Raw genomic sequence first — 22,798 nt, 5'->3', positions numbered from 1 at the left:
TCTGCATCAGCATGATATCCGAATAGTCTATCTCGTTGAGGAATGTATATGCCTCAACAGGAGGTTCCTCTCCTTCCACTTTATAAAATTTTTTCACTGTCTCCTTATGTTGCAGAAGCCAACCTGAGCTGAAGAGCATCTTCATACTGTTAAGCACCCAAGGTTTTATATCACATGATTTGGAGGCAGCCTCAACCATCGACGACCACAAGGTATTCTGTTGATAATCCACCAAAGCATTCCAACCCGGATATTCTGTACCGGGGACAAGGGGGGTGGTCTGATACATCGGATGATTTGTATATAGAAACGGCTTTCCATCATTGATGTCAACTATATCCTCCTCATCAACTCCCTTATACTCAATAGGAAGCTCAGGATCATTCTTTGGAGACATCTTGAGATTCAAAGGCTTCCCTTGACGCAAGGCCAATCTTGCAGTTAAGAGATAGCCATTCTTGTCCACTACCACAACTCCAAACTTTGAAGTGACATCTGTGCGTATCTTTCCGGCATAAGATCCCGGTTTTCCTTCAACTTTCTTGAGATACTGTACATCATCATCACCAAAGTTGGAAAAAACCTGAGGCAACACTACATAAACAGAGGCATTCGCAAAATCATTCAAATATGCCGAATCTAACTCGACAGTAAGTTCAATCTCTCCTATCTTCACCCTGAGATTTTCAATGCCATAATCATTCATACAGAAGCATGAGACAGAGAACAGCATTGATATAACTATAGTTAGGATCAACACAGATAACATATTATTTTTCATGACTGAGAGTGTTAATAATTATTGAATGTACTGCCTGATTTTTTCTATTTTAATAGAGTTTTAAATAATTCAAATACGATGTAAGAATGTTAGCGGTTAGCTTTGTGCCGATGAAATTTGCTTCAGAAGAGCTTCGTAACGCTCAGCTCCGGGAAAGCCTACCATCTTATCTACAATTTTGTGGTCACTGTTGAAAAAGATGTAGAAGGGAACTCCTGTCTTTTCGTATTGGTCGTACAAATCTGCCCCTGTGGTCTTCCTGTCTATCTTCAGATGCTCTCCATGAATCATAGGGATATATTTCCTTAGAGCACGTTCTTCTGAGCTTGTTGAACACACATAGAGGAACACCACATCAGGATATTTCTCATGCAGCTTGCGCTCGCGCAATTCTAATATCGCTCTTAGGCATGGACCGCACCACGACTCCCAACAATCAACCACAACAGGTTTGCCAGAATACCTTTCGGCAATGTATTCCTCCAAGTTTATTCTTTCCCCACTTTTATTGTCATACAGATTCTGCATATCCGTCTTACGCATGGCACTGTCAGCTTCAAGTACAAGTTTGCCTATGTCGTCCTTATAGTATGATGCGATATTTCCACGTTGGACATCTGTCAGAGGTTTCCCGTCAATTTCTATTTGGCGGAAGTAAGAAATCGCTGCCATGAGATCGAGCATGAGCGGCGTAGGATTATCAATCACCTTTTTAAGCTGAGTCTGAGCCTTGTCCCTCCATTCCTCAATATCTGTATCACCAATCGCCGGGATACCAAACGATTCAAGGGCAAGGAAGCGGTTAAGGAATGAGCGGAGCATGTTGTAACTCGGCATCTGCATCAGCATGATATCCGAATAGTCTATCTCGTTGAGGAATGTATATGCCTCAACCGGAGGTTCCTCTCCTTCCTCGTTATAAAAATTTTTAACATTTTCCTTGTGTTTCAGAAGATTGGCAGAAGAAAACAGCATCTTCATGTCATTAAGCACCCAAGGTTTTATCTTACAGGATTGAGAGGATTTTTCAAGTACCTCTGGCCACAACGTATTTTGTTGATAGTCTAACAATTGTTTCCAACCTGGATATCCAGAACTGTATTCATTCCAAAAGTCTTGATAATCCACCAGATATGTATTAAGCAAAGGTATGCAGTCATGAAGATCGAAAGTGTCATTCTCATCGGTTCCTTTAAACTCAAATGGAATTTCTTTATCATCCTTGGGGGTAATCTTGATATTGAGGGGCTTTCCTTGTCTCAGAACAACACCACCCACAAAGCCTTTACCCTTATTCTCCACAACTGCTACTCCAAATTTTAAAGTAACGTCAGTACGTATTTTCCCCTTAAAAAATCCCGGTTTACCATCGATTTTCTTAAGATAATACACATTATCTTCGGCAAATATGGAAAAAATAGCGGGGATTTCCACTCGTACTGAAGCGTCCGCATAATCATTCCAATATGCGGAATCCAACTCAATGGTCAGGTCAACTTCTCCTATCTTTATTTTGAGGTCTTCCTTAGGGTACTCCTCCTTGGTCTTACACGAAGCGACGAATGAAATGACTATCAAAAGCACAAACGACAACAACTGTTTTTTCATGACTATAGGTTTTACAAATAAGACAATTTATATTTGTGCTAAATTTATACATATTTTCTTAGTTTCCAAAGAAAAATCCAAAATAATTTCAAGATATATTTCGGATTTATTAACTTTACATTGCAAAACCTGTCAGGCAATCTCCGGATCCGGATCGGAACCACCCCGAAGTTATGCCCTATCTGTCGGGATGCCGGACAGACAGGAATAATTTATAATTCACTACCTATGAAGAAAACAGAAACCATCGCCCTGTATCTCGATGACTATTTCAACGGAAAAAGCGACGAGGAGAAGCAATCTTTCTACGAGAAATCCATTGAGAAACAGTATTCTGCCATCATGGCTTGGAAAAGACGACGCGACATGTCGGGCGCAGCCTCCAACCCCTCATCAGTAGCAACGATACTTGAGGCTTTGAAAAAAGTGAAACGCGCCATACCTGCCCTCGACACCCTATCCCCCAAGGATGCCGACAAGATACGCACTGCCCTCAACGAGATCTACAACGACGTCGACAACTTCGACAAGATCAAAAAAGGTCAGCTACTGCGCGAACTGGAATCCGAAAAAGAGAAAATCGAACGCCAGACCGAAAATCTTCAGCGCAAGATAGAAGCTCTAAGACAAGAACTTAACTAAAAATCTCACTTTAACAAATGTTAAACTTTATCTTCCCTTAAACAAAACACCCAGCTCAATGGTTATAATTTGTGAAAAGAAAGAAGATAGATTTTTGTTCATTAAGTTTAAGTTATAACAGAAGAGAAATCTTCTGTTAACAAAAGGAGCCACTCGTGAGAGCGGCTCCTTTTATTTCCCGACCATATCCAGCCTATTTCTGCAGGATCTCCAGGATCTGACCCGAAACCTCCGCTACGCGCTGGAGCTCTTTCTTAAGGTTGCGCTGAGCGTTGATGCCGAGGAGATAGATGGGAAGCCCGATCGGGAAGAGGCACATGAAGATGCGTCCTACCCATTTGCTACGTGCCGGCTGGTAGAGCCAGAGCTTGCGTATCACGGGATAATCCATCAGTTTGTTGACTGCAAGCGGTTCGCGGCAGTCAGTCATATAGTCTACCGTCTCCTCAAGTTTGACGCTTATCACGTCAAGACGCTTCACGTCGAAACCTTTCATCCAGTATTGGCTATAATTCTCGACTCCGGGATATGACTCGCAATAGAGTCGGCACTCCTCCTGAAGTCCGGACAGACGGGCGACCGCCTCCGCTATCGAGATATCATTGATGATCACCTCCTTGTTGGTCACAGTGCGCTCCTGCTTCCTGCCTATCAGTCGGCGGAAGAATGCCTTATAACGGTCGCCGTCAAACACGGCGGAATCGTTCATAGCCTTATACGTCACGTAGATGCCCAACGGTGCGAGTATGAAAGTAGATAGCCAGATACCTTCCCATACCTCCCAACGTCCGTCGCGTGCCATCTTGTAGCCGGTATTGTCGATTATATAATATACAAGGAATAGGAGCACAGATATTACAAGCGGCGTGCCCAAGCCACCCTTACGGATAATCGCCCCCAAAGGCGCGCCAATGAAGAAGAAGATGAGGCATGCCACTGACAACGTGAATTTCTTCAGCAACTCTATCTTATGTCGGCGGATGGTGTATTTGTCATCATGCACAACCATCGATTTAAACTGATAGTCTGTCACCTGACGCTGCGATATGTTGAGGGCAGCATCAAACACCGACCCTCTCATCGACGGATTCAGCGAGAGCAGCAATGAGTCGACATCTACGGGCTGCACCAATGCCGTGTCAGCCTTCTCCTCCACCTTCTCCCTCTCTCCGGTTTCACGCATGACATTGCGGGAGAGCAACAGCGGGAATGCCGTATTCTGGAGTTCGCGTCCATACAGTTGACCTGTGGAATCAAGACGCAGACCTACGGAATCAATTGTGTGGCGAAGTTCCTTCATATCCTTACCGACATACTGGTTGCGCATACCCCCCTCATCCAGTCGGTTGAAATTGGCATCGAAGGGTATCAGCACCTCCTTATCGGCGAAATTCTCCCGACGGAACGGAACGTTCTTATCCAGACTCTTCTGCTCACGCAGATTCTCAAACTGCTCACCATGGAAAAGATGCAGATAAAGATAGCGCATATCGGCTGTGAATGCCAGGCGTCCCGAATCGGCAAGAAGTATGGTGGAGTTGTCGCCGCCGTGGCTAACGTCATAGATCATCATATTATAGAGCATACCGGTCTCCCGGTCCTTATGCTGCACGAAAAGGTTGTAGCCTGGGATCTGGTCATAAAATACCCCCTCCGGAATCTCCACCTCCGGAGATTTCTGACGCATGGAGAAGAGCAGCGTCCACATCTTCACCTGTGCCGTGGGCAATACGTTGTTCTGGAAAAAGAACGCCCCTATCGACACAAACGTGATAAGCACTATCAGCGGACGCATCGCATGAAGCAACGATACCCCCGACGCCTTCATCGCCGTCAGCTCAAACTTCTCACCGAAGTTGCCAAAAGTCATAAGACTCGCAAGCAATATGGCAAGTGGCAATGCCATCGGCACCATCGTAACCGCAGCATAGAAAAACAATTCGGCTATGACCGACATCTCAAGACCCTTTCCCACCAGATCATCGATATATCTCCAGAGAAACTGCATAAGCACTATGAAGAGCACTATGAAGAAGGTCATCGCGAAAAGCGGGAGGAAACTTTTCAATATAAAACCGTAGAGTCGCTTTATAATTCTCATTTTAGTCGTCGATTCGGCTGCATTACAGTGCCGCCGGATATGGTTGTTTCTGTTGTGGTCGCTGTCGTGCGACAAACGAATTGTAAAATTACAAAAAAAAGACGTTTCTCATCATATTATTTCCCGAAAAAAAATACCATGCTATTTTTTAACGTCGGAAAACCATATATTTTGAAAATGTTTTTATAACTTTGCAATGTATGTCACGATGTCACTTTGCAAGCGCATCATGACCATATCGACCCATTCTAAGGTAATATTACGGAATCATAATTATAAACTACATATCAGTCATGTCATTATTTGAAAGACTTACTAAAAAGGCGCAACTTCATCCCCAGCGTCTTGTGCTCCCTGAGTCAAAGGAACCACGCACTCTACAGGCAGCCGAAAGAATACTCGCTGACAAAATCGCGGAAATAATATTCCTCGGCAAGAAGGAGGAGGTCCTCGCCGAAGCTGAGAAACTCGGTCTGAAACATATAGCGGAAGCCCGGTTCCATAACCCGGACGACACTTCCTTCACTGAGAAGTATGCTGAGCTATTCTGCGAATTGAGAAAAAAGAAGGGCGTCACTCTCGAAGACGCACGCTACACCGTGAAGAATCCCCTTTATCTCGGATGCCTCCTAATCAAGGCAGGTGATGCCGATGCAATGGTGGCAGGCGCACTAAGCCCCACATCAAGCGTGCTGCGTGCTGCATTCCAGGTGCTCAAGACAAAACCTGGCATCTCCGTGGTGAGCGGTGCGTTCATCATGCTTCTACCGGAGGGTTGCCAGTATGGCGACAACGGTATGCTCGTATTCGCAGACTGCGCCGTAGTGCCTGACCCCACAAAAGAGGAACTCGCTGAAATCGCAATTGCCACAGCAAAGACCACAAAGGATATTGCAGGTCTTGATCCCGTCGTGGCTATGCTCAGCTTCTCCACACGCGGCTCCGCAAGCCATGAGCGCGTAGACAAGGTGCGTGAGGCAACTGAGATCGCACGCGTCAAGGATCCTTCTCTCGTGATTGACGGCGAGATGCAGAGCGACGCTGCAATCGTGCCCTCCGTAGGCGCACTGAAGGCTCCCGACAGCAAAGTGGCAGGTAGGGCAAACACCCTCATCTTCCCCTCGCTCGAGACAGGCAACATCGCGTACAAGCTCGTGCAGCGTCTTTCCGGTGCAGGCGCCGTAGGTCCTATCCTCCAAGGTCTTGCAGCTCCCGTCAACGACCTCTCCCGCGGTGCTACAGTAGACGATATCGTAAATACTATAATCGTAACCTGCAACCAGGCAATCGGCGACAAAAATCTTTAATCAACACTTAACTTCATTCTGAAATGAAAATACTTGTGCTCAACTGCGGCAGCAGCAGCGTGAAATACAAACTTATCGAATCAGACTCCAAGAAAGTTCTCGCCGAGGGTGGCGTGGAGAAAATCGGACTCCCCGACTCTTTCCTGAAGTTCAAACGTCCTGACGGCTCGAAGGAGATCATCACCGTCGATATGCCCACTGCAAAGGAGGCTGTCAAGAACGTGCTCAATATACTGACCGACCCGAAAGAGGGTGTGATCAAGAGCTTTGACGAAATCGAGGCAGTAGGTCATCGTGTGGTGCATGGCATGGAGTATTTCAATAAGTCAGTGCTCATCACTCCCGAAGTTATCGAGAGGGTGAAAGAGTGCTATCCTGTGGCTCCCCTCCACAACCCTGCAAACGTCACAGGCATCGAGGCTGTATCATCCCTTATGCCAAACGTGCCGCAGGTGGCAGTATTCGACACTGCATTCCATCAGACCATGCCGGCAGAGGCATACATGTATGCCCTTCCCTACGAGGCATACGAGAAATATGGAGTGCGCCGATATGGTTTCCACGGTACAAGCCACCGCTACGTGTCACGTCGCGCATGTGAGTTCCTGGGTCTCCCCTACGAGAAGCAGCGCATTATCACATGCCACATCGGCAACGGCGCAAGCATCACTGCAATACAGGATGGAAAGAGCGTTGACACCTCTATGGGTCTGACCCCGACAGAGGGTCTGATGATGGGCACCCGCGTAGGCGACGTCGATCCGGGCGCAATCGTCTACATGATGGAGTGTGAGGGTCTGGATGCCGCAGGCGTCAGCAAGCTCATCAACAAGCGTAGCGGCGTAGCCGGCGTGACAGAGATTTCAAGCGATATGCGCGACATTGAGGCTGCCGTGGAGAACGGCAATGAGAGAGCCAAACTCGCACTCGACATGTATGAATACCGTATCCTGAAATATATCGGCGCATACACAGCCGTGCTCGGTGGTGTCGACGTGATTGTATTCACAGGTGGTGTTGGCGAGAACCAGACAGGCACACGCGAACGTATCTGCAAGAAACTTGAATATATGGGCGTCACTTTCAATGCTGAGGCAAACAAGACCCGTGGCGAGGAGATCGAAATCTCCGGTGCGGATTCCAAGGTGCACGTAGTGGTCATCCCTACCGATGAGGAGATGATGATTGCGGAAGACACTGCCGCCATCGTGAAATAATGAAGTTTTGACAACTTCAATCCATCCACTACAATAAAGAGCCGCGTCCGGACGTTTATTCTCCGACGCGGCTTTTCATTTTTAATGCGTCTTTTCCATTATATGCTCGACTTTATTACTTGGAACGCTGATCCTATCCTGTTCAGTCTCGGACCGATATCCGTCAGATGGTATGGTCTCGCTTTTGCCGTTGGATTCATTCTCGGCTACAACATAATGGCAAAAATGTTTAGGCATGAGGGTGCTCCGGAGAAATGGCTGGGGATATTGCTCGCCTATATCGTGGTTGCCACTATCGTAGGCTCTCGTCTCGGACACGTATTCTTCTACGAATGGGGATACTATTCCCAACACCCTGCCGAAATCTTCAAGATCTGGAATGGAGGTCTTGCTTCTCACGGCGGCACTATCGCCAACATCATTGCCGTATTCCTGTTCTCTTTCTTCGTCTCGAAGAAACCGGCATCATGGACCTTTGACAAGCTTGTGATTCCGGTGGCATTGGTGGCGTCTCTGATTCGCTTCGGCAATCTGATGAACAGCGAGATATATGGCGGACCGACCGACTTGCCTTGGGGATTCATCTTCCTTCGCGACGGTGAGACCGTGCCTAAGCATCCCACTCAGATATATGAGGCTCTATGCTATCTGCTTCTGTTCTGCCTGCTCATGTGGATGTATTGGAAGAAGAATGCAGAGGAAAGACCATATCTCATCACGGGAATCTTCTTCATCGGAATCTTCCTTCCCCGCTTCCTTATCGAATATATAAAGAACGTGCAGGTGGCTTCCGAATATGAGATGATTGCCACCTACGGCATAAACATGGGACAATTGCTCAGCATCCCGTTCATACTGCTTGGCATCGGACTGGTCATCTGGGCGATGTCTCATCCACGCCAGCACTGGACCTTCCCCAACAAATTTGCCGAGGAAATCGAGGCAGAACGCCCTGCCTACGGAAGATACCGCAAGCAATAACCGACCTTAAACGAAAATGACGATAATGTAAGTACTTACATTATCGTCATTTTCGTTATTATTGTCATTACTGTCAATATTGTCAATAAAGTCATTATTGACAGTATTGACAGTATCGTCAAAATCGTTATTCCTGCCGGGTGCTCAGCCGAGGATTGCCGCCGCCCGTCTCAATGCCTTTAGGAAGGCATCCGCATCCTCTTTCGTGTTGTAGATGGCAAATGAGGCGCGTACCGTTCCCGGTATTCCGAGCCGATCCATAAGCGGCATAGCGCAATGGTGCCCGGTGCGCACCTCCACGCCCTGCTTGTCGAGAAGAAGTCCGAGGTCATACGGATGATCCGTGCCGATAAGGAACGATATCACCGCACTCTTATGCTCCGCCGTGCCGAATATCCTTATACCCGGAATCTTTGTCATCTCCTGCTGGGTATATTCCATAAGCTCATGCTCATGCGCGGCAATACGCTCCATGCCTATCTCCTCAATAAAGTCAATTGCCTTGGAGAATGCAGCTATACCCACAAAATCGGGAGTGCCTGCCTCAAATTTAAACGGAAGGTCAGCGTATGTGGTGTGGGCAAAAGTCACCTTACCTATCATCTCGCCGCCACCCTGATACGGAGGCATCTCCTCAAGCCATTTGCGCTTGCCATAAAGGACTCCCACACCTGTCGGTCCATACATCTTATGCGATGAGAACACGTAGAAATCGCAGTCGAGATCCGCCACATCAATGCGGAGATGAGGCGAAGCCTGCGCACCGTCGACAAGCACTGGCACACTCTTCGAATGAGCGAACGCAATCATATCCTTGACCGGATTGACAGTGCCGAGCACATTGCTCACATGACAGAACGACGCCATGACCGTACGCTCGTTGAAAAGACTACGATATTGTTCAAGGTCAAGTTCTCCCCTCTCATTTATATCTACCACGCGTATCACCACTCCAGTGCGGTCAGAAAGCAGCTGCCACGGGACGATATTCGCATGATGCTCCATGACGGTCAGGATGATCTCATCCCCCTTATGGAAACGGCTACCGAAAGATGACGCCACAAGATTTATCCCTTCCGTAGTGCCTCGGGTGAATATCACCTCCTCTATCGAATCAGCATTGATATACCTGCGTATCCTCTCGCGGGCAGACTCCTGAAGATCAGTCATCTCCTGCGACAACGTGTGGACGCCGCGATGCACGTTTGCCTTAGTCCTGGTGTAGATACGTGTTATCTCATCCACCACGCGCATCGGTGTCTGCGACGTGGCGGTATTGTCAAGATAGACCATCGGCTTCCCCGCCACCTCTCGCGAAAGTATCGGAAATTCCTCCCTTATCTTATTTACGTCGATATTCTCCATGATTCATTCTGTAGTTGTGCCACAGGCGGAATTGCAAGCCGCGCAACTCGAGGCGACTCCAGAGAAACGTCTCTCCACTAAAAGATGAAGACGTTCCTTTAGTCCGGGGAGGCTAACCCCTTCGATTATGTCTGACATAAATGCCTGTTTAAGCAGGAATTTGGCAGTCTGTTCCGACAAACCGCGTGTGCGCATATAGAACACCTGCATCTCGTCAAGCTGACCGATAGCCGTACCGTGGCTGCATTTCACGTCGTCGTCATAAATCTCCAGCTGAGGCTTGGAATACATCCTCGCGGTGTCGCTACCCACTATGTTGCGGTTGTTCTGGTAAGCCTCCGTCTTGTCAGCCCCCTGCTCCACCTTTATCAGACCCGTAAATGCTCCGACGGCATTATCGTCAAGCACATATTTGAAAAGCTCATCTGTTTTGCAATGACCCTTCTTGTGCTCCACACGCGAATACGTGTCGAGATGACGGTCGCGATCCTCAATGCCCATGCCGTAAAGACGCAGAGAGCAATGCTCACCCTCAAACGCACAATGGTATTCGTTGCGGGTGCTGCCGTTGTAAAGGGTCAATCCGTCGATCATCACCTCGCTCCCCTCCTCCTGACGGAGATAGAGCGACGACAGACGAGACGTGCGCTCTGTGCTCTCCTCAAGGTCATAATAATCTACCTTTGCACACTTTTCGGCAAATATCTCTATCGTCTGCAACGCGAGAAAATCCATATCCGGATTCTGGGTGTGGTCGCACGTCAGCACCTTCACCTCTGCATCCTCCTCGGCAATTATAAGCACCCTTCTCACAGCCATGAGCGGAGCACCGTTCTGCAGGATATTCACAATCTGTATAGGCTTCTCAACCTTCACTCCCTGCTTCACCCAGATCACAATGCCATCCTGGGCAAGAAGTGTGTCAAGAGCCACGATGGGATTCGACAGATCGGCACATTTGCCATAATAGCGTGCGGAAATCTCCGGATGCTCTATGGCAAAACGACGCAGGCTCCCGATATATGCACCCTCAGGCAGACCGTTTCTCGCACGCTCCGCCTCTCCATAAATATCGTTGACCATAAAGAACAACGACGTCGACAGATTGGGCACCCCGCAATGAAACGTCGCTCCGGGATTGACGTCTATACTTACGCGGGCTATATTCACGCCGTAGTCAGGCGCGAGAATCGTCTCCAGATCCGTGGTCTCGTAATTCTCACTCCCCTTTTTCGGCAACTGCATGTTTTCAAGTGATGCGAGTGCAGGATTACGCATCGCGTTCATCACGTGCGCACTGCCGGAATCCACCAGATCCCTGTGCTCCCGGAAAAGATCTATATATTGTTGAAGCGCACTCATAGTCTTAACCTTTCACCTCCTCATTGTCTACCTGCTGCTTAATCCAATCATATCCACGCTCCTCAAGCTCCAGGGCAAGTTCCGGACCGCCGGTCATGACGATACGCCCCTTATAGAGGATATGGATGAATTCCGGCTTTATATAGTCAAGGAGTCGCTGATAGTGGGTGATCACGATCGTGGCATTATTGTCGGATTTAAGTTTGTTGACGCCCTCTGCCACCACTCTGAGCGCATCTATGTCAAGACCGGAGTCTGTCTCATCGAGTATCGAGAGTTTAGGCTCAAGCACAGCCATCTGAAAAATCTCATTCCTTTTCTTCTCACCACCGGAAAAACCCTCGTTGACCGAGCGGGAGGCGAGTTTGTTGTCAAGTTCGACAATGGCACGTTTCTCGCGCATCATCTTCAGGAAGTCGGTCGCACTCATGGGCGGCTCTCCGAAATATTCCCTCTTAGCATTGACTGCCGCACGCATGAAGTTGACCATCGACACACCGGGAATCTCCACCGGATACTGGAATCCGAGAAACAGACCCTCATGACTCCTCACTTCAGGCGGCATAGCCAGAAGATCCTTGCCATAGAACTCTGCCGTGCCCCCAGTCACCTCATACGCCGGATTGCCGGCAAGCACCATTGAGAGCGTGGATTTACCCGACCCATTGGGTCCCATTATCGCGTGCACCTCTCCGGGACGCACCTCCAGGTTGATACCCTTCAATATTTCTTTGCCGTTGATTTCGGCTCGCAGATTGTTTACTTTAAGCATCGTCTTTATATATTTCGGCTTCGGAAACGTAAGTGCAATGACTCTTGAAGCCCTTATCTTCTATAACATCCGAAGCATTGTTTATGTTGCAGCTTATTTTCTTAGCTTCTCTCAGCTGGATGAGATGAGAGAGATCCTCATAGCTATGGCAGCCGAGGAGCCCCGGTGCCAACATCATGACCACTTCCACGATGTTGCCATCCCGGGCAGTGGCATATTTCATAAGGCGCGACGTCGGATCCACACATAGTATGAGGTTATAGACAATCGACAACCCAAGCATATACTTCATCAGGCAGAAACCCGCGCCAAGAAGTTTATCGAGCATTCCCACATAGAAAACCTGCATCGCGCTCCTCAACACTCTCGTAAAGCTGCGGAACAACGTGAAGACCACAGAGTATATGATTGCAGATGAAACCACGCTGTAGATAAATGCCCCGCCAACACTCCGGCGCAACCATGGCAACAACATACGCAGGATCTCTTCCACCTGTGAATCAAACACGTGTGCGCAGACGGTGCCGAATGCAAAACCCAGCACGCCTGAAACCTGTCTTGTAAACCCGCTGCTAAAGCCCTTTATTATGGCTACTGCGGCGACGGTTATCGCTATGATATGAAAGCTCGCATCACTCATCTAATCTTCTGCAAAATTATACCAATTCGCCGACAATTCAAAATCTTGAAGTTGTCTAAACCTCATTATTTTTTATCATCTATCATTTTATAGAGGCTTATTCAGTTTTAGTGGCTTATTACGACGATATTTTATGGTTTAAAAATGTTAACGAGGATTTCACCATTATTATTTTCTCTACTTCTTGTCATTTCTATCGACTTTTTTACTTAAATTTGTGTTATGAAAATGCCTTTTAGAAATCGTCCATGGAAAGATCGTTTGGTTGCCGCCGGCTTCCTGATGGTTTGCATGTTGCTCGTATTCGCTGCGATATGGGCATATCGGCAGTTCATGACATCCCCTCCATACGTCGATCCCGAGAGGTATCCCGTGAGAGGTATCGACGTGTCTGCCCATAACGGAGTGATCGATATGAACAAGGTGGCTAAGGAGGGTTTTGAATTCGTATTCATCAAGGCTACGGAGGGGGGCGACTTCAAGGACAAGAAATTCCGCGTGAATTATGACAAGGCTAAGAAAGCCGGATTGAAGACCGGAATATACCATTTCTTCCGTTTTGATAAGGATGGTGTGGAACAGGCGTTGAACCTCATGAGGACGGTTGGGAAAAGACAACCTGAACTCGGACTGGTCATCGACGTGGAGAAAGCGGGTAATCCGGACTCCATACCCACCGCCACTGTCGTGAGACGGCTTTCGGAGATGGTGGACTATCTGAATCTTCTCGGACATAGGGTAATGTTCTATACCAACCGAGACGGATATTACGAATATCTTGCCGAGACATTCCCGGGATACCCACTATGGATATGCGGATTCTCCGAAACACCGATCAACGCAGAATGGAGCTTCTGGCAATTCAACCATCGCGGAAGAGTAAACGGAATATCCGGAGATGTTGACCTAAACACTTTCTGCGGCAACAACGACGAATGGGAAAGATTCCTTCAGGGCGATCTTTGGCCCTACTCTCCTCCTAACAAGCAATCCTCTCATAAGCAATAACAGAGGCTAATTGACGTTATGAAGTTGTCTATGCTTCTCATGAAGTGATAAAACCGCATCATATCCTCAACTTTTATTATTTTGAAACGTTCAATTTTTTCCTATAATAATAATATTTTTTCCGTCGTCAGAATCCTGTCAGGGATTTACGCCGTCGTAGTCCTATTTATAGTCCTACTTATAATGACGGCTGAGAACGCCTATCCTCTCTCTCCCGACCATTATGCCGAAAACTCACGGCTGGCTTCCGGGAAGTGGGCTAAGATTGAGGTGAAGCAGACGGGGGTGCAACTCATCACTAATTCCACGCTCAGAAATCTCGGTTTTGCCAATCCGGAAAAGGTAAACGTATATGGCTACGGCGGACGGATGCTGCCGGAATATCTTGACGAAGACATGATCGACGACCTCCCACCGGTGCCGGCAATAAGGACTGCACAAGGGATAGTGTTCTTCGGTCATTCCACCATATCATGGAATTATGACCCCTCAAATTATACCCACACCCTCAACCCATATTCCGACCGTGCATTCTATTTCATCAGTGATTCCGACAATGAGACATTTGCTCCGGGCGATATGCCCGCTGTAGAGGCTACTGCCGATGCCGAGCCATATTTCACCGAACGCCTGGTGCATGAACGCGATATCCTCGCTCCCTACAACTCCGGAAGGCTCATGCTCGGTGAGGATTTCAAGGCGCAGAGAAACCAGAATTTCCAATTCTCCCTGCCCGGAATAAGCGGAGAAGCAATGATGACCGTGAGATTCGGGGCAAAAGTGACCAACGGATCATCATCCCTTATCTTCTCCGCCAACGGCAACACTCTCCCATCAACCACCGCCGACAAGATTTCGGGGGTAAATTCATCAGGGACTTTCCTTGCACTCGGCAACTCTACAAAACGGATTGAGGATTGCGGCGAAAAACTTAACCTTCAGATAAAATATTCAAATACGGGAGCTCTTTTCACTGCGGCACTCGACTATATCCGCATAACCTATCAACGAGAACTTAAACTTCATGAGAATGAGCTTTATTTCTATCTTGCGCCTGATAATAATGCTGTGGTCAACGTTGACGGGTGCGACAGCAATACCGTAATCTGGAACGTCACCGACCCCGCGAATCCCCTGAAGATTGCCTATACCCTCAATGGCTCTAAAGCCACATTCGCAATACCTGCCGGATATGGGGAGTACGTGGCTTTCAATCCGACGAAAGTGACACGTCAGGCCACGGCTGCCGGAAAAGTGAACAACCAGAATCTACATGCCCTCCCGGCTCCCGGACTCCTTATAATCACCCCCTCCGAATATCGTGCCGCCGCCGACAAGATAGCCGCAATTCATGAGAAATCAGACGGGTTGACCTCGCTTGTAGTCACTCCCGAGACAATATACAATGAGTTCTCATCCGGCACTCCCGACGTGACCGCCTTCAGAAAATTGCTGAAGATGTGGTTTGACAGAGCTGCGGTATCCGGTGAGAAGGCTACACGTTATTGTCTGATAATGAGTCGTCCGACATACGACAACAAGATGAACTCACCTGCCGTGAAGAATGCAGGCTACCCACGCGTGCCGATATGGCAGTCTCCAACAGGTGAGACAGAATCATCATCCTATTCCACTGATGACTATGTGGGGATGATGGAAGATTACTACCCCGGTCTTTCCATGATAAATGCAAAAATAGATGTGGCTGTTGGGAGAATGCCGGTGAAGAGTGCAACAGAAGCATTGTCGGCAGCCAACAAGCTGGAACGATACGTGCTTCAGCCCACTCTCGGAGCATGGCGCAACAACGTCATGGTGATTGCCGACGATCAGGACAAAGGCGTGCATCTCGACCAAGCAGAGATGGTATGCGATGCGATGCAGAGCAACGGCAACGGAAAGGATTATCTGTATGAACGTCTGTATCTCGATGCTTATAAACTCTCGTACTCCGCCACCGGTCCTGTCTATCCGGAAGCTAAACAACGGATGTTTGACAAACTCGCCGAGGGGGTAATGCTATGGAACTATATCGGTCATGCCAACCCCAAAAGCTGGGGACACGAGAACCTGCTGACATGGTCCGACATAACCGGGCTTAACCATACGAAACTGCCCTTCCTATATGCCGCCACATGCGAATTTATGAGATGGGATGCCGACGAGACGAGCGGTGGAGAAATGATGTGGCTCAATCCCGACTCCGGTGTAATCGGCATGATATGTCCGAGCCGAACCGTGCTCATATCCCGTAATGGTCCGCTTGACATCGCGACATCCGAGTTCGTATTCCAACGCGATGCCGACGGTATGCCTCTTAGAATAGGCGACATGATGATTAAAGGGAAAAATGCCATCCAGAATGAGGATAACAAACTTAAATATGGTTTAATGGGTGATCCTGCCATGCGTCTACCCTCACCCTCCTACAGAGTGGTGGTTGACCGTATAAATGACAACGACCTTTCCGACTCCGATAACCTTCCGACAATAGCGGCGCGTTCATCCGTCAGTCTGGCGGGACGCATAACCGACTTCGAGGGGAACACTATCGAGGATTTCAACGGACAGGTGCAGTTTATGGTGTATGACGCTGAGAAGGCTATTACCACCAACGGCAACGGGAAGGACGGCAAACCCATAACCTATAACGACCGCAAGACCCGCCTTATCACAAGTAAGGCAAAGGCTACGGGGGGAGTATGGGAAACGGTAATAAATATGCCGGCTGAAATTGAGAATAACTATAGCCCCGCCCTACTGTCGCTATATGCTCATGATGCCGCAGGGAGGGAGGCAAACGGCTCTACCGACAGATTCTTCATCTACGGTATGGATCCGAATGCTCCGGAAGACAACGACGGACCGCTTATCACCTCCCTATTCCTTAACTCCGAATCATTCTCCGACGGTATGACAACAGGACCGTCGCCGATAGTAAGGGCGTTCGTGTCTGACCCTTCAGGCATAAACGTATCGGACGCAGGTATCGGACATAAAATCACGATTGACATTGACAAGAAAACTTATCTCAACGACGTGTCGCTCTATTTCTCTCCCGATGAGTCTGATCCGACAGCCGGAGAGATTAGCTATCCTCTGAATGCCCTTGATCCGGGCGAACATACACTGACACTTACGGTGTGGGACAATGCCAACAACTCCTCATCCGCCTCCATATCTTTTAAAGTGGCGGCTGCATGGCTCCCCTCGATCACCGCACTATACACTGATGCTAATCCGGCATCCACGAATGTCAACTTCTTCGTAAAGACAGATGCCGCCGACGGCATCACGGAATGTCGGGTGGAGGTGTTTAATCTTGCCGGGAAACTGATATGGAGCGGGAAAGCCGGCTCTATGTCGGCGTCACAGTCCATCATCGGATGGAATCTATGCGACAGCAACGGCGTAAGGGTGGAACGTGGCATATATCCCTACCGGGCGATTATTACCACCAATAACGGTGCGGAGATCTCAAAATCCGGTAAACTGGCGGTAACAGCTAAATAATCTTGAATCGAATTTTTAAGAATATGGTGATCAACAATCTCATACTTCCGGAACCTACTCTCCGACGCCTTCCCTGGTATCTTGCATACGTCGAGATATTGAAGGCGCAGGACATCGAATACGTATCTTCCACTCAGATTTCAAGAGCTCTTAACGTGGATGCCTCACAGATTGCGAAAGATCTCTCCTTTCTTTCGCTCAAGGGTAAGACTCGCATCGGATATGAGGTGAACGCCCTCGTCTCGTCTCTTGCCGACTTCCTCGGATTCAGGATCTCTCACAAAGCCTACATTTTCGGTGCGGGAAGTCTTGGCAAAGCACTCATGCTTGATTCCGGACTTGCGAACTATGGTCTTGACATCGTGGCAGGGTTTGACATCGACAATAAAAAGGTGGGGAACATGGTCGGCGACGTGCCGATATACCATATTGATTCCCTTGCCACTGTGATGGAGAGCAATCCCGCCACAATAGGTATTCTCACCGTTCCGGCTGATTGCGCTCAAGACACTGCCGACATCGCTATCGGCGAAGGGATACGCGCAATATGGAATTTCACGCCATATAGAGTGAAGGTAGCCGAAGGGATCGTAATGTCAAACACTTCCATCTACGCCCACCTCGCCCTTATCTACAATCGTCTTAATGCCGAAATCTGATGAAAACTTTTGTAATTGAAAATAATCTTATCGCAGATGCATCCGACAATGCGCCTGACAATGCCAACAATGATGCCAATTGGTATTTCTTGGCTGACTCCGCCATCTGTAATGCCGGGAAACCATTCTTTATACCCGAATTGGAGGATTTTGCCGATGCCCGGCTCGTGATTGCATTGAAAGTGAACCGGCTCGGTAAATCCATATCCCCGCGTTTTGCAAAAAGATATTACTCTGAGGCGGCTCCCGCAATACATTTCCGGCTTCCGGCTCTCAGGGAGGAACTGATCCGCAGGAATCTTTCCACCGACAGGGCATATTCATTCGACAGGTCGCTGATAATCGGCGATTTCATGCCGGTGGAGAATTTCACCGACGACTCAGCGATAAATCTCCTAAAAAATGGAGAGTCCGCTGCATCCTGGTCGGTTGAGAAGCTGCGCATGCCTATCGATGAGATTGTGGCTGCCGTATCTGTGACCAACTCCCTGAAGATGGGCGACATCATAATACCCTCTCTCTCTGAAAGCGTCGAGGTGCGCATCGGAGATATGCTGGAAATCAAATCGGGAGAAACATCTCTTCTCTCTGTACCCGTAAAATGATCCTCTGATATGAACGCAAATAATAGACTCAGCTTCATTATCCTGTCGTTGGCTGCCATCTCTTCGATATCGGCATACGCTAAGAACGATATTAAGGATAATGACTTCAATCCGGTCAATACCGGAGTAACCACTCTGAGCATCACTCCTGATGCACGCGGATCCGGTATGGGTAATTTAGGAGCAGCCACTGATCCTGACATCAACTCCCAGTTCTGGAATCCGGCAAAATACGCATTCGCCTACAGCAACGGAGGTGCGGCTATATCCTACACCCCGTGGTTGCGCAAGATTGTCAATGATATATTCCTCGCCGACCTCACCGGCTATTGGAAACTCGGCAGTGGCGACAACCAGGCGTTGAGCGCATCTTTCAGATATTTCTCTTTGGGCGAGGTGACAGTCGGAGAAAGCACCACCGGAGCAACCGTACAGACCATAAATCCATACGAGTTCGCGCTCGACTTGGGATACTCGAGGAAGCTTTCGGAGAAATTCTCCATGGGCGTGGTGCTGCGCTACATCCTTTCCGACCTTGCTTACGACGACTCCTATTCCGGCGAGAGCAACACGGCGGCAAACGCCTTCTCCGTTGACCTTTCCGGATACTACGTCACATATCCCATGGTCGGCAGGAACGAATGTCAATTCTCTTGGGGCTTCGACATCTCCAATATCGGTACGAAGGTCAGCTATGACCACGGCACAAACTATGCGTTCCTGCCTACAAACCTACGACTCGGAACCCAGTTCATGTTCCCTCTCGCCGACTACAACACTCTCTCAATAGGTCTTGACCTCAACAAGCTCCTCGTGCCGACACGTCCGCGCGAACGTGACTACGACATGGATTCAATCGAAGGACAGACCGAATATGAGGAGGCTCTTGAGAAATGGGAAACCATGTCGCCCATCACCGGCATCTTCAAGAGTTTCTCCGATGCTCCCGGTGGCTTCAGTGAGGAATTGAAGGAGATAAACGTATCCTTCGGTGGAGAGTATGCCTACAACCAGCAATTCTTCGCCCGTATGGGTTACAACTACGAGAACCAATCGAAAGGTGGACGCAGCTACTTCACGTTCGGAGCCGGCTTCGCCCTCAACGTGGTGCGTCTTGACGCCTCATATATGCTCGCCACCGCCCAAAGTTCACCCCTCGACCAGACCCTGCGCTTCACCCTCTCCTTCGACATGGACGGCATTCAGGATCTCTTCGGGAAAAGAAAAAGATAAATAATTTAAGTTTCGCAAGTTTGCCAACTTGCTTCACTTAAATGGTTTAAGGTTTAAAGTTTATGGTTTATTATCATTACATTTTGTATAATGAAAAGATTCGTAGATTTCCGTGAATCTTAAACCTTAAACTATAAACTATCAACCACTGAAGTGTAGCTTGCGAAACTTCAGTAAATCAAATCATCATGTTTAGAATAGGACAAGGCTACGACGTACATAAATTAGTGGAAGACAGAGAACTCTGGATATGCGGCATAAAACTGCCCCATACCCACGGTCTGCTCGGACACAGCGATGCCGACGTGGCGATACACGCACTTTGCGATGCCCTTCTCGGGGCACTCGCTCTTAGAGATATAGGTTATCATTTCCCCGACACCGATCCCAAGTATAAGGGTGCGGACAGCAAACTGCTTCTGAAAGAGGTGTGCCGCATGATACGCGAACGCGGTTGGGAGATCGGGAATGTCGACGTGACAATCATGGCGGAGGCTCCAAAATTCAAGCCGCACATCGACGAGATGAGGCAATGCCTCGCCGACGTGATGAACGTGGCTGTCGATGCCGTGTCGGTGAAGGCTACGACAACAGAAAAACTTGGTTTCACCGGTAGGAAAGAGGGTATCGCCTCCACTGCCGTGGCTTTGATATATGAACCTTAACACGCGACAACAACAGGCCGTGGAGGCTACTGAAGGACGGGTGCGCGTCATTGCCGGAGCCGGCTCGGGCAAGACACGCGTACTTGCACATCGGTATGCCTTCCTTGCAAATGAGGTAGGCATCAGTCCGGGGAATATCCTTTGCCTGACGTTTACCAACAAGGCTGCGCAGGAGATGAAACGAAGGATATCCACGATGGTAGACCGTGGCAGCGTCAACGATTTCATCTGCACAATACATAGCTTCTGCGCAAAGTTCCTTCGTAAGGAGATCTACCGCATAGGCTATCCCCGCAACTTCACGATAATCGATGAGGAGGACGGGAAGGCTCTTGCAAGACAGGCGATGCAGGAATTTGGCATTGACCGACGCAAGACCACTGCCGAGAGATTTCTGAAAAGCGTGGCTGCCTACAAGGGTTATGAGCCGATGCAGTACATACAGAAGCATCTGCTCCCCTGCTCCTCATCCGAGGCTCCGGATGCCACGGTGAGATACCTACGCCTACAACTGAAGCAATTCGCCCTCGATTATGACGACCTGCTGTATTTCACTCTATACATCCTCCAGCATTTCGATGATGCTCGGAAATATTGGACGGAGAAGATAAACTATGTGATGGTCGATGAGGTGCAGGACTGCACCGGCGATGACTGGAAACTGCTGCACGCCATAACGGAGAATCACGGCAACCTCTTCGTGGTCGGTGACCCGGACCAGGCGATCTACGAATGGAGAGGCGCGAATCCAAAGATTTTCGTCGACTTCAAGGCTCACACAGACATCATCCTTAATGAGAACTACCGGTCAACACCGGATATCCTTGAAGTGGCTAACCATATAATAGAGCATAACCACAACCGCGTGAAGAAGGAGCTTTTCACTGTGAAGCTCAATGAGCGGCAGGTGGTGCATCTCCATGCCAAATCGGATAAGGAGGAGGCTGCGTTCATAGCCTCGCGCATTGACGATGCCGTGAAGGAGGGTATGGGATATGGTGATTTCGCCATTCTCTACCGCAGTTCGTTCCTCTCGCGACAGATTGAGCAATCTCTTCTGAAGCTGCATATCCCCTATTCCGTATGGGGTGGAGTCCGTTTCTTCGAACGTAAGGAGATAAAGGATGTGCTGTCATACCTCCGTATTGTCGCCACTGACAACGACGACCTCTCATTCCGCCGCATAATCAATCTTCCGGCAAGGAAATTCGGTGATGCCTCACTGAAGGCTCTCTCTGCAATCGCGGAGGAGGAGGACACTTCGCTTATGACTGCCCTACGTAATCATATCGACGACAAACGGTTTTCAAAACCAACCTTGCGGAACTTCCTGAAGCTGATTGATGATGCACGCGCAAGGGTTGGGATAATGCCGGTGTCTGAACTTACGGATTGGATTCTAAAGGAGAGCGGATTGGGCGACCTCTACCGCACGGATGAGGAGGAGGAACGGCTTGAGAATCTCACCGAACTCATCAATTCTATGAAGGAGTTTGAGGAGGGACGTATCGATGAGGGGGATGCCGACCTCACGTCATATCTTCAGGAGATTGCCCTATACACTAATGCCGACCGATCGAATGATTCCGAGCGTGTCAGGATGATGACGATACACCAGTCGAAAGGTCTGGAGTTTCCGGAAGTGTTTGTAATCGGACTGACGGAGGGTATCTTCCCCAATCACCGTGCGATACGCGAACGCCGTCAGGATGGTGAGGAGGAGGAACGTAGGCTGATGTACGTGGCAGTTACGCGTGCGGAGCGGATGCTGTGGCTCTGCGAATCGGAGGGCTACATGAATGAGAATGGTGCGCTGAAATTCCCATCACGCTTTCTGTCGGAAGTGCCGGAAGGCATGCTGAGAGTGGAGGGTAAACTTGACCCTGTATTGAAAGCCGGCACAGCCGGACTGGTCAGTATGCTGAATCAGGAGTTGTGTGAAGACGGGGAGAAACCATGGGATAACGGCACACGTGTGAGTCACAAGATTTTTGGGGAAGGTGTAATCGAAGGCTACGATGCCTCCGCCAAATCCTACAAAGTACGGTTCAACGCCTCCACCCGTAACCTGCTGCCGCACGTCCTCACGCGCCTATGACTACTAATTACTACCGTCCTTGTTTCTCAAGCACAAACTCATCAGCCAAATATTTCTCGCTGAAAAGATACAGACCGGTTGCCTTGTCATGTAGCTGTCGGCATGTCTTGCTCTCGTAAAACAACATCAGTGCAAAGATTGGATCCACATCCAATCTTTTTGATAATTCGTAGGCAATACAACCTATCTGATTCCCCAAGATAAGGTCTTGTACTTCCGGCAATTTCACAGGATCATCCAT

19 protein-coding genes are annotated in these 22,798 nt (G+C 48.8%); 11 read left to right on the top strand and 8 right to left on the bottom strand.

Translation table 11 applies throughout. The features are described 5' to 3' along the window. Both E5331_RS14165 and E5331_RS14160 read right to left on the bottom strand, forming a co-directional pair. A partial coding sequence (locus tag E5331_RS14165) for a hypothetical protein (protein WP_136013275.1) occupies nucleotides 1–733 on the bottom strand: 733 nt, incomplete at its 3' end. Between the two features lie 144 nt (nucleotides 734–877). Beyond that, nucleotides 878–2,389 (bottom strand): TlpA family protein disulfide reductase, encoded by a 1,512-nt coding sequence (locus E5331_RS14160; protein ID WP_123483198.1) that lies wholly within the window; start codon nucleotides 2,387–2,389, stop codon nucleotides 878–880. 228 nt (nucleotides 2,390–2,617) lie between these two features. On the opposite strand from E5331_RS14160, the gene E5331_RS14155 reads away from it, so the two are divergent. Further along, the gene (locus E5331_RS14155; RefSeq protein ID WP_123483199.1) at nucleotides 2,618–3,031 is read left to right on the top strand and encodes a hypothetical protein; all 414 of its coding nucleotides are present in this window, start codon (nucleotides 2,618–2,620) and stop codon (nucleotides 3,029–3,031) included. Between the two features lie 193 nt (nucleotides 3,032–3,224). Here the strand turns inward: E5331_RS14155 and E5331_RS14150 are convergent, their stop codons facing one another. Then, entirely contained in the window at nucleotides 3,225–5,132 is a 1,908-nt protein-coding gene (locus E5331_RS14150; protein WP_169477636.1) for an LptF/LptG family permease, read from the bottom strand. Nucleotides 5,133–5,425: 293 nt separating this feature from the next. Here E5331_RS14150 and pta point away from each other — a divergent pair, with 293 nt between their 5' ends. The 3 genes from pta (at nucleotide 5,426) to lgt (ending at nucleotide 8,637) form a co-directional block, all read left to right on the top strand. After that, on the top strand, nucleotides 5,426–6,439 hold the full coding sequence (pta, locus tag E5331_RS14145; RefSeq protein WP_123483200.1) for a phosphate acetyltransferase: 1,014 nt from the start codon (nucleotides 5,426–5,428) through the stop codon (nucleotides 6,437–6,439). Between the two features lie 23 nt (nucleotides 6,440–6,462). Next, entirely contained in the window at nucleotides 6,463–7,656 is a 1,194-nt protein-coding gene (locus E5331_RS14140; RefSeq protein ID WP_123483201.1) for an acetate/propionate family kinase, read from the top strand. A gap of 102 nt (nucleotides 7,657–7,758) precedes the next feature. After that, nucleotides 7,759–8,637, top strand: coding sequence for a prolipoprotein diacylglyceryl transferase (lgt, locus tag E5331_RS14135; RefSeq protein ID WP_123483252.1), 879 nt, complete (start codon nucleotides 7,759–7,761; stop codon nucleotides 8,635–8,637). A 144-nt stretch (nucleotides 8,638–8,781) separates the two neighbouring features. On the opposite strand, the gene E5331_RS14130 is transcribed toward lgt, so the two are convergent. From E5331_RS14130 to E5331_RS14115, 4 genes are read right to left on the bottom strand one after another with little or no spacing between them, the layout of a single operon-like run. Then, entirely contained in the window at nucleotides 8,782–10,002 is a 1,221-nt protein-coding gene (locus E5331_RS14130) for an aminotransferase class V-fold PLP-dependent enzyme (RefSeq protein ID WP_123483202.1), read from the bottom strand. A 3-nt stretch (nucleotides 10,003–10,005) separates the two neighbouring features. Beyond that, nucleotides 10,006–11,364 (bottom strand): Fe-S cluster assembly protein SufD, encoded by a 1,359-nt coding sequence (sufD, locus tag E5331_RS14125; RefSeq protein ID WP_123483203.1) that lies wholly within the window; start codon nucleotides 11,362–11,364, stop codon nucleotides 10,006–10,008. 4 nt (nucleotides 11,365–11,368) lie between these two features. Then, complete coding sequence (gene sufC / locus E5331_RS14120) at nucleotides 11,369–12,136, bottom strand: Fe-S cluster assembly ATPase SufC (RefSeq protein ID WP_123483204.1); 768 nt, start codon at nucleotides 12,134–12,136, stop codon at nucleotides 11,369–11,371. Next, nucleotides 12,129–12,776, bottom strand: coding sequence for a CvpA family protein (locus tag E5331_RS14115; protein WP_123483205.1), 648 nt, complete (start codon nucleotides 12,774–12,776; stop codon nucleotides 12,129–12,131). Before E5331_RS14115 ends, sufC begins: the two co-directional genes overlap by 8 nt. Before the next feature lie 228 nt (nucleotides 12,777–13,004). Between E5331_RS14115 and E5331_RS14110 the strand changes: the two genes are divergently transcribed. The 7 genes from E5331_RS14110 (at nucleotide 13,005) to E5331_RS14080 (ending at nucleotide 22,557) form a co-directional block, all read left to right on the top strand. Beyond that, a complete protein-coding gene (locus E5331_RS14110; protein WP_168355244.1) occupies nucleotides 13,005–13,784 on the top strand; it encodes a glycoside hydrolase family 25 protein in 780 nt (259 codons plus the stop codon). Between the two features lie 183 nt (nucleotides 13,785–13,967). After that, nucleotides 13,968–17,297: a type IX secretion system sortase PorU gene (gene porU, locus E5331_RS14105; protein ID WP_123483207.1), complete on the top strand. Its 3,330-nt coding sequence runs from the start codon at nucleotides 13,968–13,970 to the stop codon at nucleotides 17,295–17,297. A gap of 23 nt (nucleotides 17,298–17,320) precedes the next feature. After that, nucleotides 17,321–17,956 carry a redox-sensing transcriptional repressor Rex gene (locus tag E5331_RS14100; protein WP_123483208.1) on the top strand — a complete coding sequence of 212 codons (636 nt, stop codon included), beginning with the start codon at nucleotides 17,321–17,323 and terminating at the stop codon, nucleotides 17,954–17,956. Then, complete coding sequence (locus tag E5331_RS14095) at nucleotides 17,956–18,561, top strand: fumarylacetoacetate hydrolase family protein (RefSeq protein ID WP_123483209.1); 606 nt, start codon at nucleotides 17,956–17,958, stop codon at nucleotides 18,559–18,561. Before E5331_RS14100 ends, E5331_RS14095 begins: the two co-directional genes overlap by 1 nt. Before the next feature lie 9 nt (nucleotides 18,562–18,570). Beyond that, on the top strand, nucleotides 18,571–19,794 hold the full coding sequence (porV, locus tag E5331_RS14090) for a type IX secretion system outer membrane channel protein PorV (protein WP_123483210.1): 1,224 nt from the start codon (nucleotides 18,571–18,573) through the stop codon (nucleotides 19,792–19,794). A gap of 185 nt (nucleotides 19,795–19,979) precedes the next feature. Then, complete coding sequence (gene ispF, locus E5331_RS14085) at nucleotides 19,980–20,459, top strand: 2-C-methyl-D-erythritol 2,4-cyclodiphosphate synthase (protein ID WP_275441227.1); 480 nt, start codon at nucleotides 19,980–19,982, stop codon at nucleotides 20,457–20,459. Next, nucleotides 20,449–22,557, top strand: a complete 2,109-nt coding sequence (locus E5331_RS14080) for an ATP-dependent helicase (protein ID WP_123483212.1) — start codon at nucleotides 20,449–20,451, stop codon at nucleotides 22,555–22,557. Before ispF ends, E5331_RS14080 begins: the two co-directional genes overlap by 11 nt. A 10-nt stretch (nucleotides 22,558–22,567) precedes the next feature. Here E5331_RS14080 and E5331_RS14075 read toward each other — a convergent pair whose 3' ends face one another. Continuing rightward, nucleotides 22,568–22,798, bottom strand: a complete 231-nt coding sequence (locus E5331_RS14075; RefSeq protein ID WP_123483213.1) for a hypothetical protein — start codon at nucleotides 22,796–22,798, stop codon at nucleotides 22,568–22,570.

It is taken from the genome of Lepagella muris (assembly GCF_004793975.1).
GTDB classification, from domain to species: domain Bacteria; phylum Bacteroidota; class Bacteroidia; order Bacteroidales; family Muribaculaceae; genus Lepagella; species Lepagella muris.
Note: the sequence above shows the minus strand (reverse complement) of the source record. Positions and strands in the feature narration are given on the sequence as shown.

Excerpts from the sequence above, each read along its gene's own strand:
- E5331_RS14160 (WP_123483198.1), bottom strand. The coding sequence starts at position 2,389 with ATGAAAAAACAGTTGTTGTCGTTTGTGCTTTTGATAGTCATTTCATTC.
- E5331_RS14155 (WP_123483199.1), top strand. The coding sequence starts at position 2,618 with ATGAAGAAAACAGAAACCATCGCCCTGTATCTCGATGACTATTTCAAC.
- E5331_RS14150 (WP_169477636.1), bottom strand. The coding sequence starts at position 5,132 with ATGAGAATTATAAAGCGACTCTACGGTTTTATATTGAAAAGTTTCCTC.
- pta (WP_123483200.1), top strand. The coding sequence starts at position 5,426 with ATGTCATTATTTGAAAGACTTACTAAAAAGGCGCAACTTCATCCCCAG.
- E5331_RS14140 (WP_123483201.1), top strand. The coding sequence starts at position 6,463 with ATGAAAATACTTGTGCTCAACTGCGGCAGCAGCAGCGTGAAATACAAA.
- lgt (WP_123483252.1), top strand. The coding sequence starts at position 7,759 with ATGCTCGACTTTATTACTTGGAACGCTGATCCTATCCTGTTCAGTCTC.
- E5331_RS14130 (WP_123483202.1), bottom strand. The coding sequence starts at position 10,002 with ATGGAGAATATCGACGTAAATAAGATAAGGGAGGAATTTCCGATACTT.
- sufD (WP_123483203.1), bottom strand. The coding sequence starts at position 11,364 with ATGAGTGCGCTTCAACAATATATAGATCTTTTCCGGGAGCACAGGGAT.
- sufC (WP_123483204.1), bottom strand. The coding sequence starts at position 12,136 with ATGCTTAAAGTAAACAATCTGCGAGCCGAAATCAACGGCAAAGAAATA.
- E5331_RS14115 (WP_123483205.1), bottom strand. The coding sequence starts at position 12,776 with ATGAGTGATGCGAGCTTTCATATCATAGCGATAACCGTCGCCGCAGTA.
- E5331_RS14110 (WP_168355244.1), top strand. The coding sequence starts at position 13,005 with ATGCCTTTTAGAAATCGTCCATGGAAAGATCGTTTGGTTGCCGCCGGC.
- porU (WP_123483207.1), top strand. The coding sequence starts at position 13,968 with ATGACGGCTGAGAACGCCTATCCTCTCTCTCCCGACCATTATGCCGAA.
- E5331_RS14100 (WP_123483208.1), top strand. The coding sequence starts at position 17,321 with ATGGTGATCAACAATCTCATACTTCCGGAACCTACTCTCCGACGCCTT.
- E5331_RS14095 (WP_123483209.1), top strand. The coding sequence starts at position 17,956 with ATGAAAACTTTTGTAATTGAAAATAATCTTATCGCAGATGCATCCGAC.
- porV (WP_123483210.1), top strand. The coding sequence starts at position 18,571 with ATGAACGCAAATAATAGACTCAGCTTCATTATCCTGTCGTTGGCTGCC.
- E5331_RS14080 (WP_123483212.1), top strand. The coding sequence starts at position 20,449 with ATGAACCTTAACACGCGACAACAACAGGCCGTGGAGGCTACTGAAGGA.
- E5331_RS14075 (WP_123483213.1), bottom strand. The coding sequence starts at position 22,798 with ATGGATGATCCTGTGAAATTGCCGGAAGTACAAGACCTTATCTTGGGG.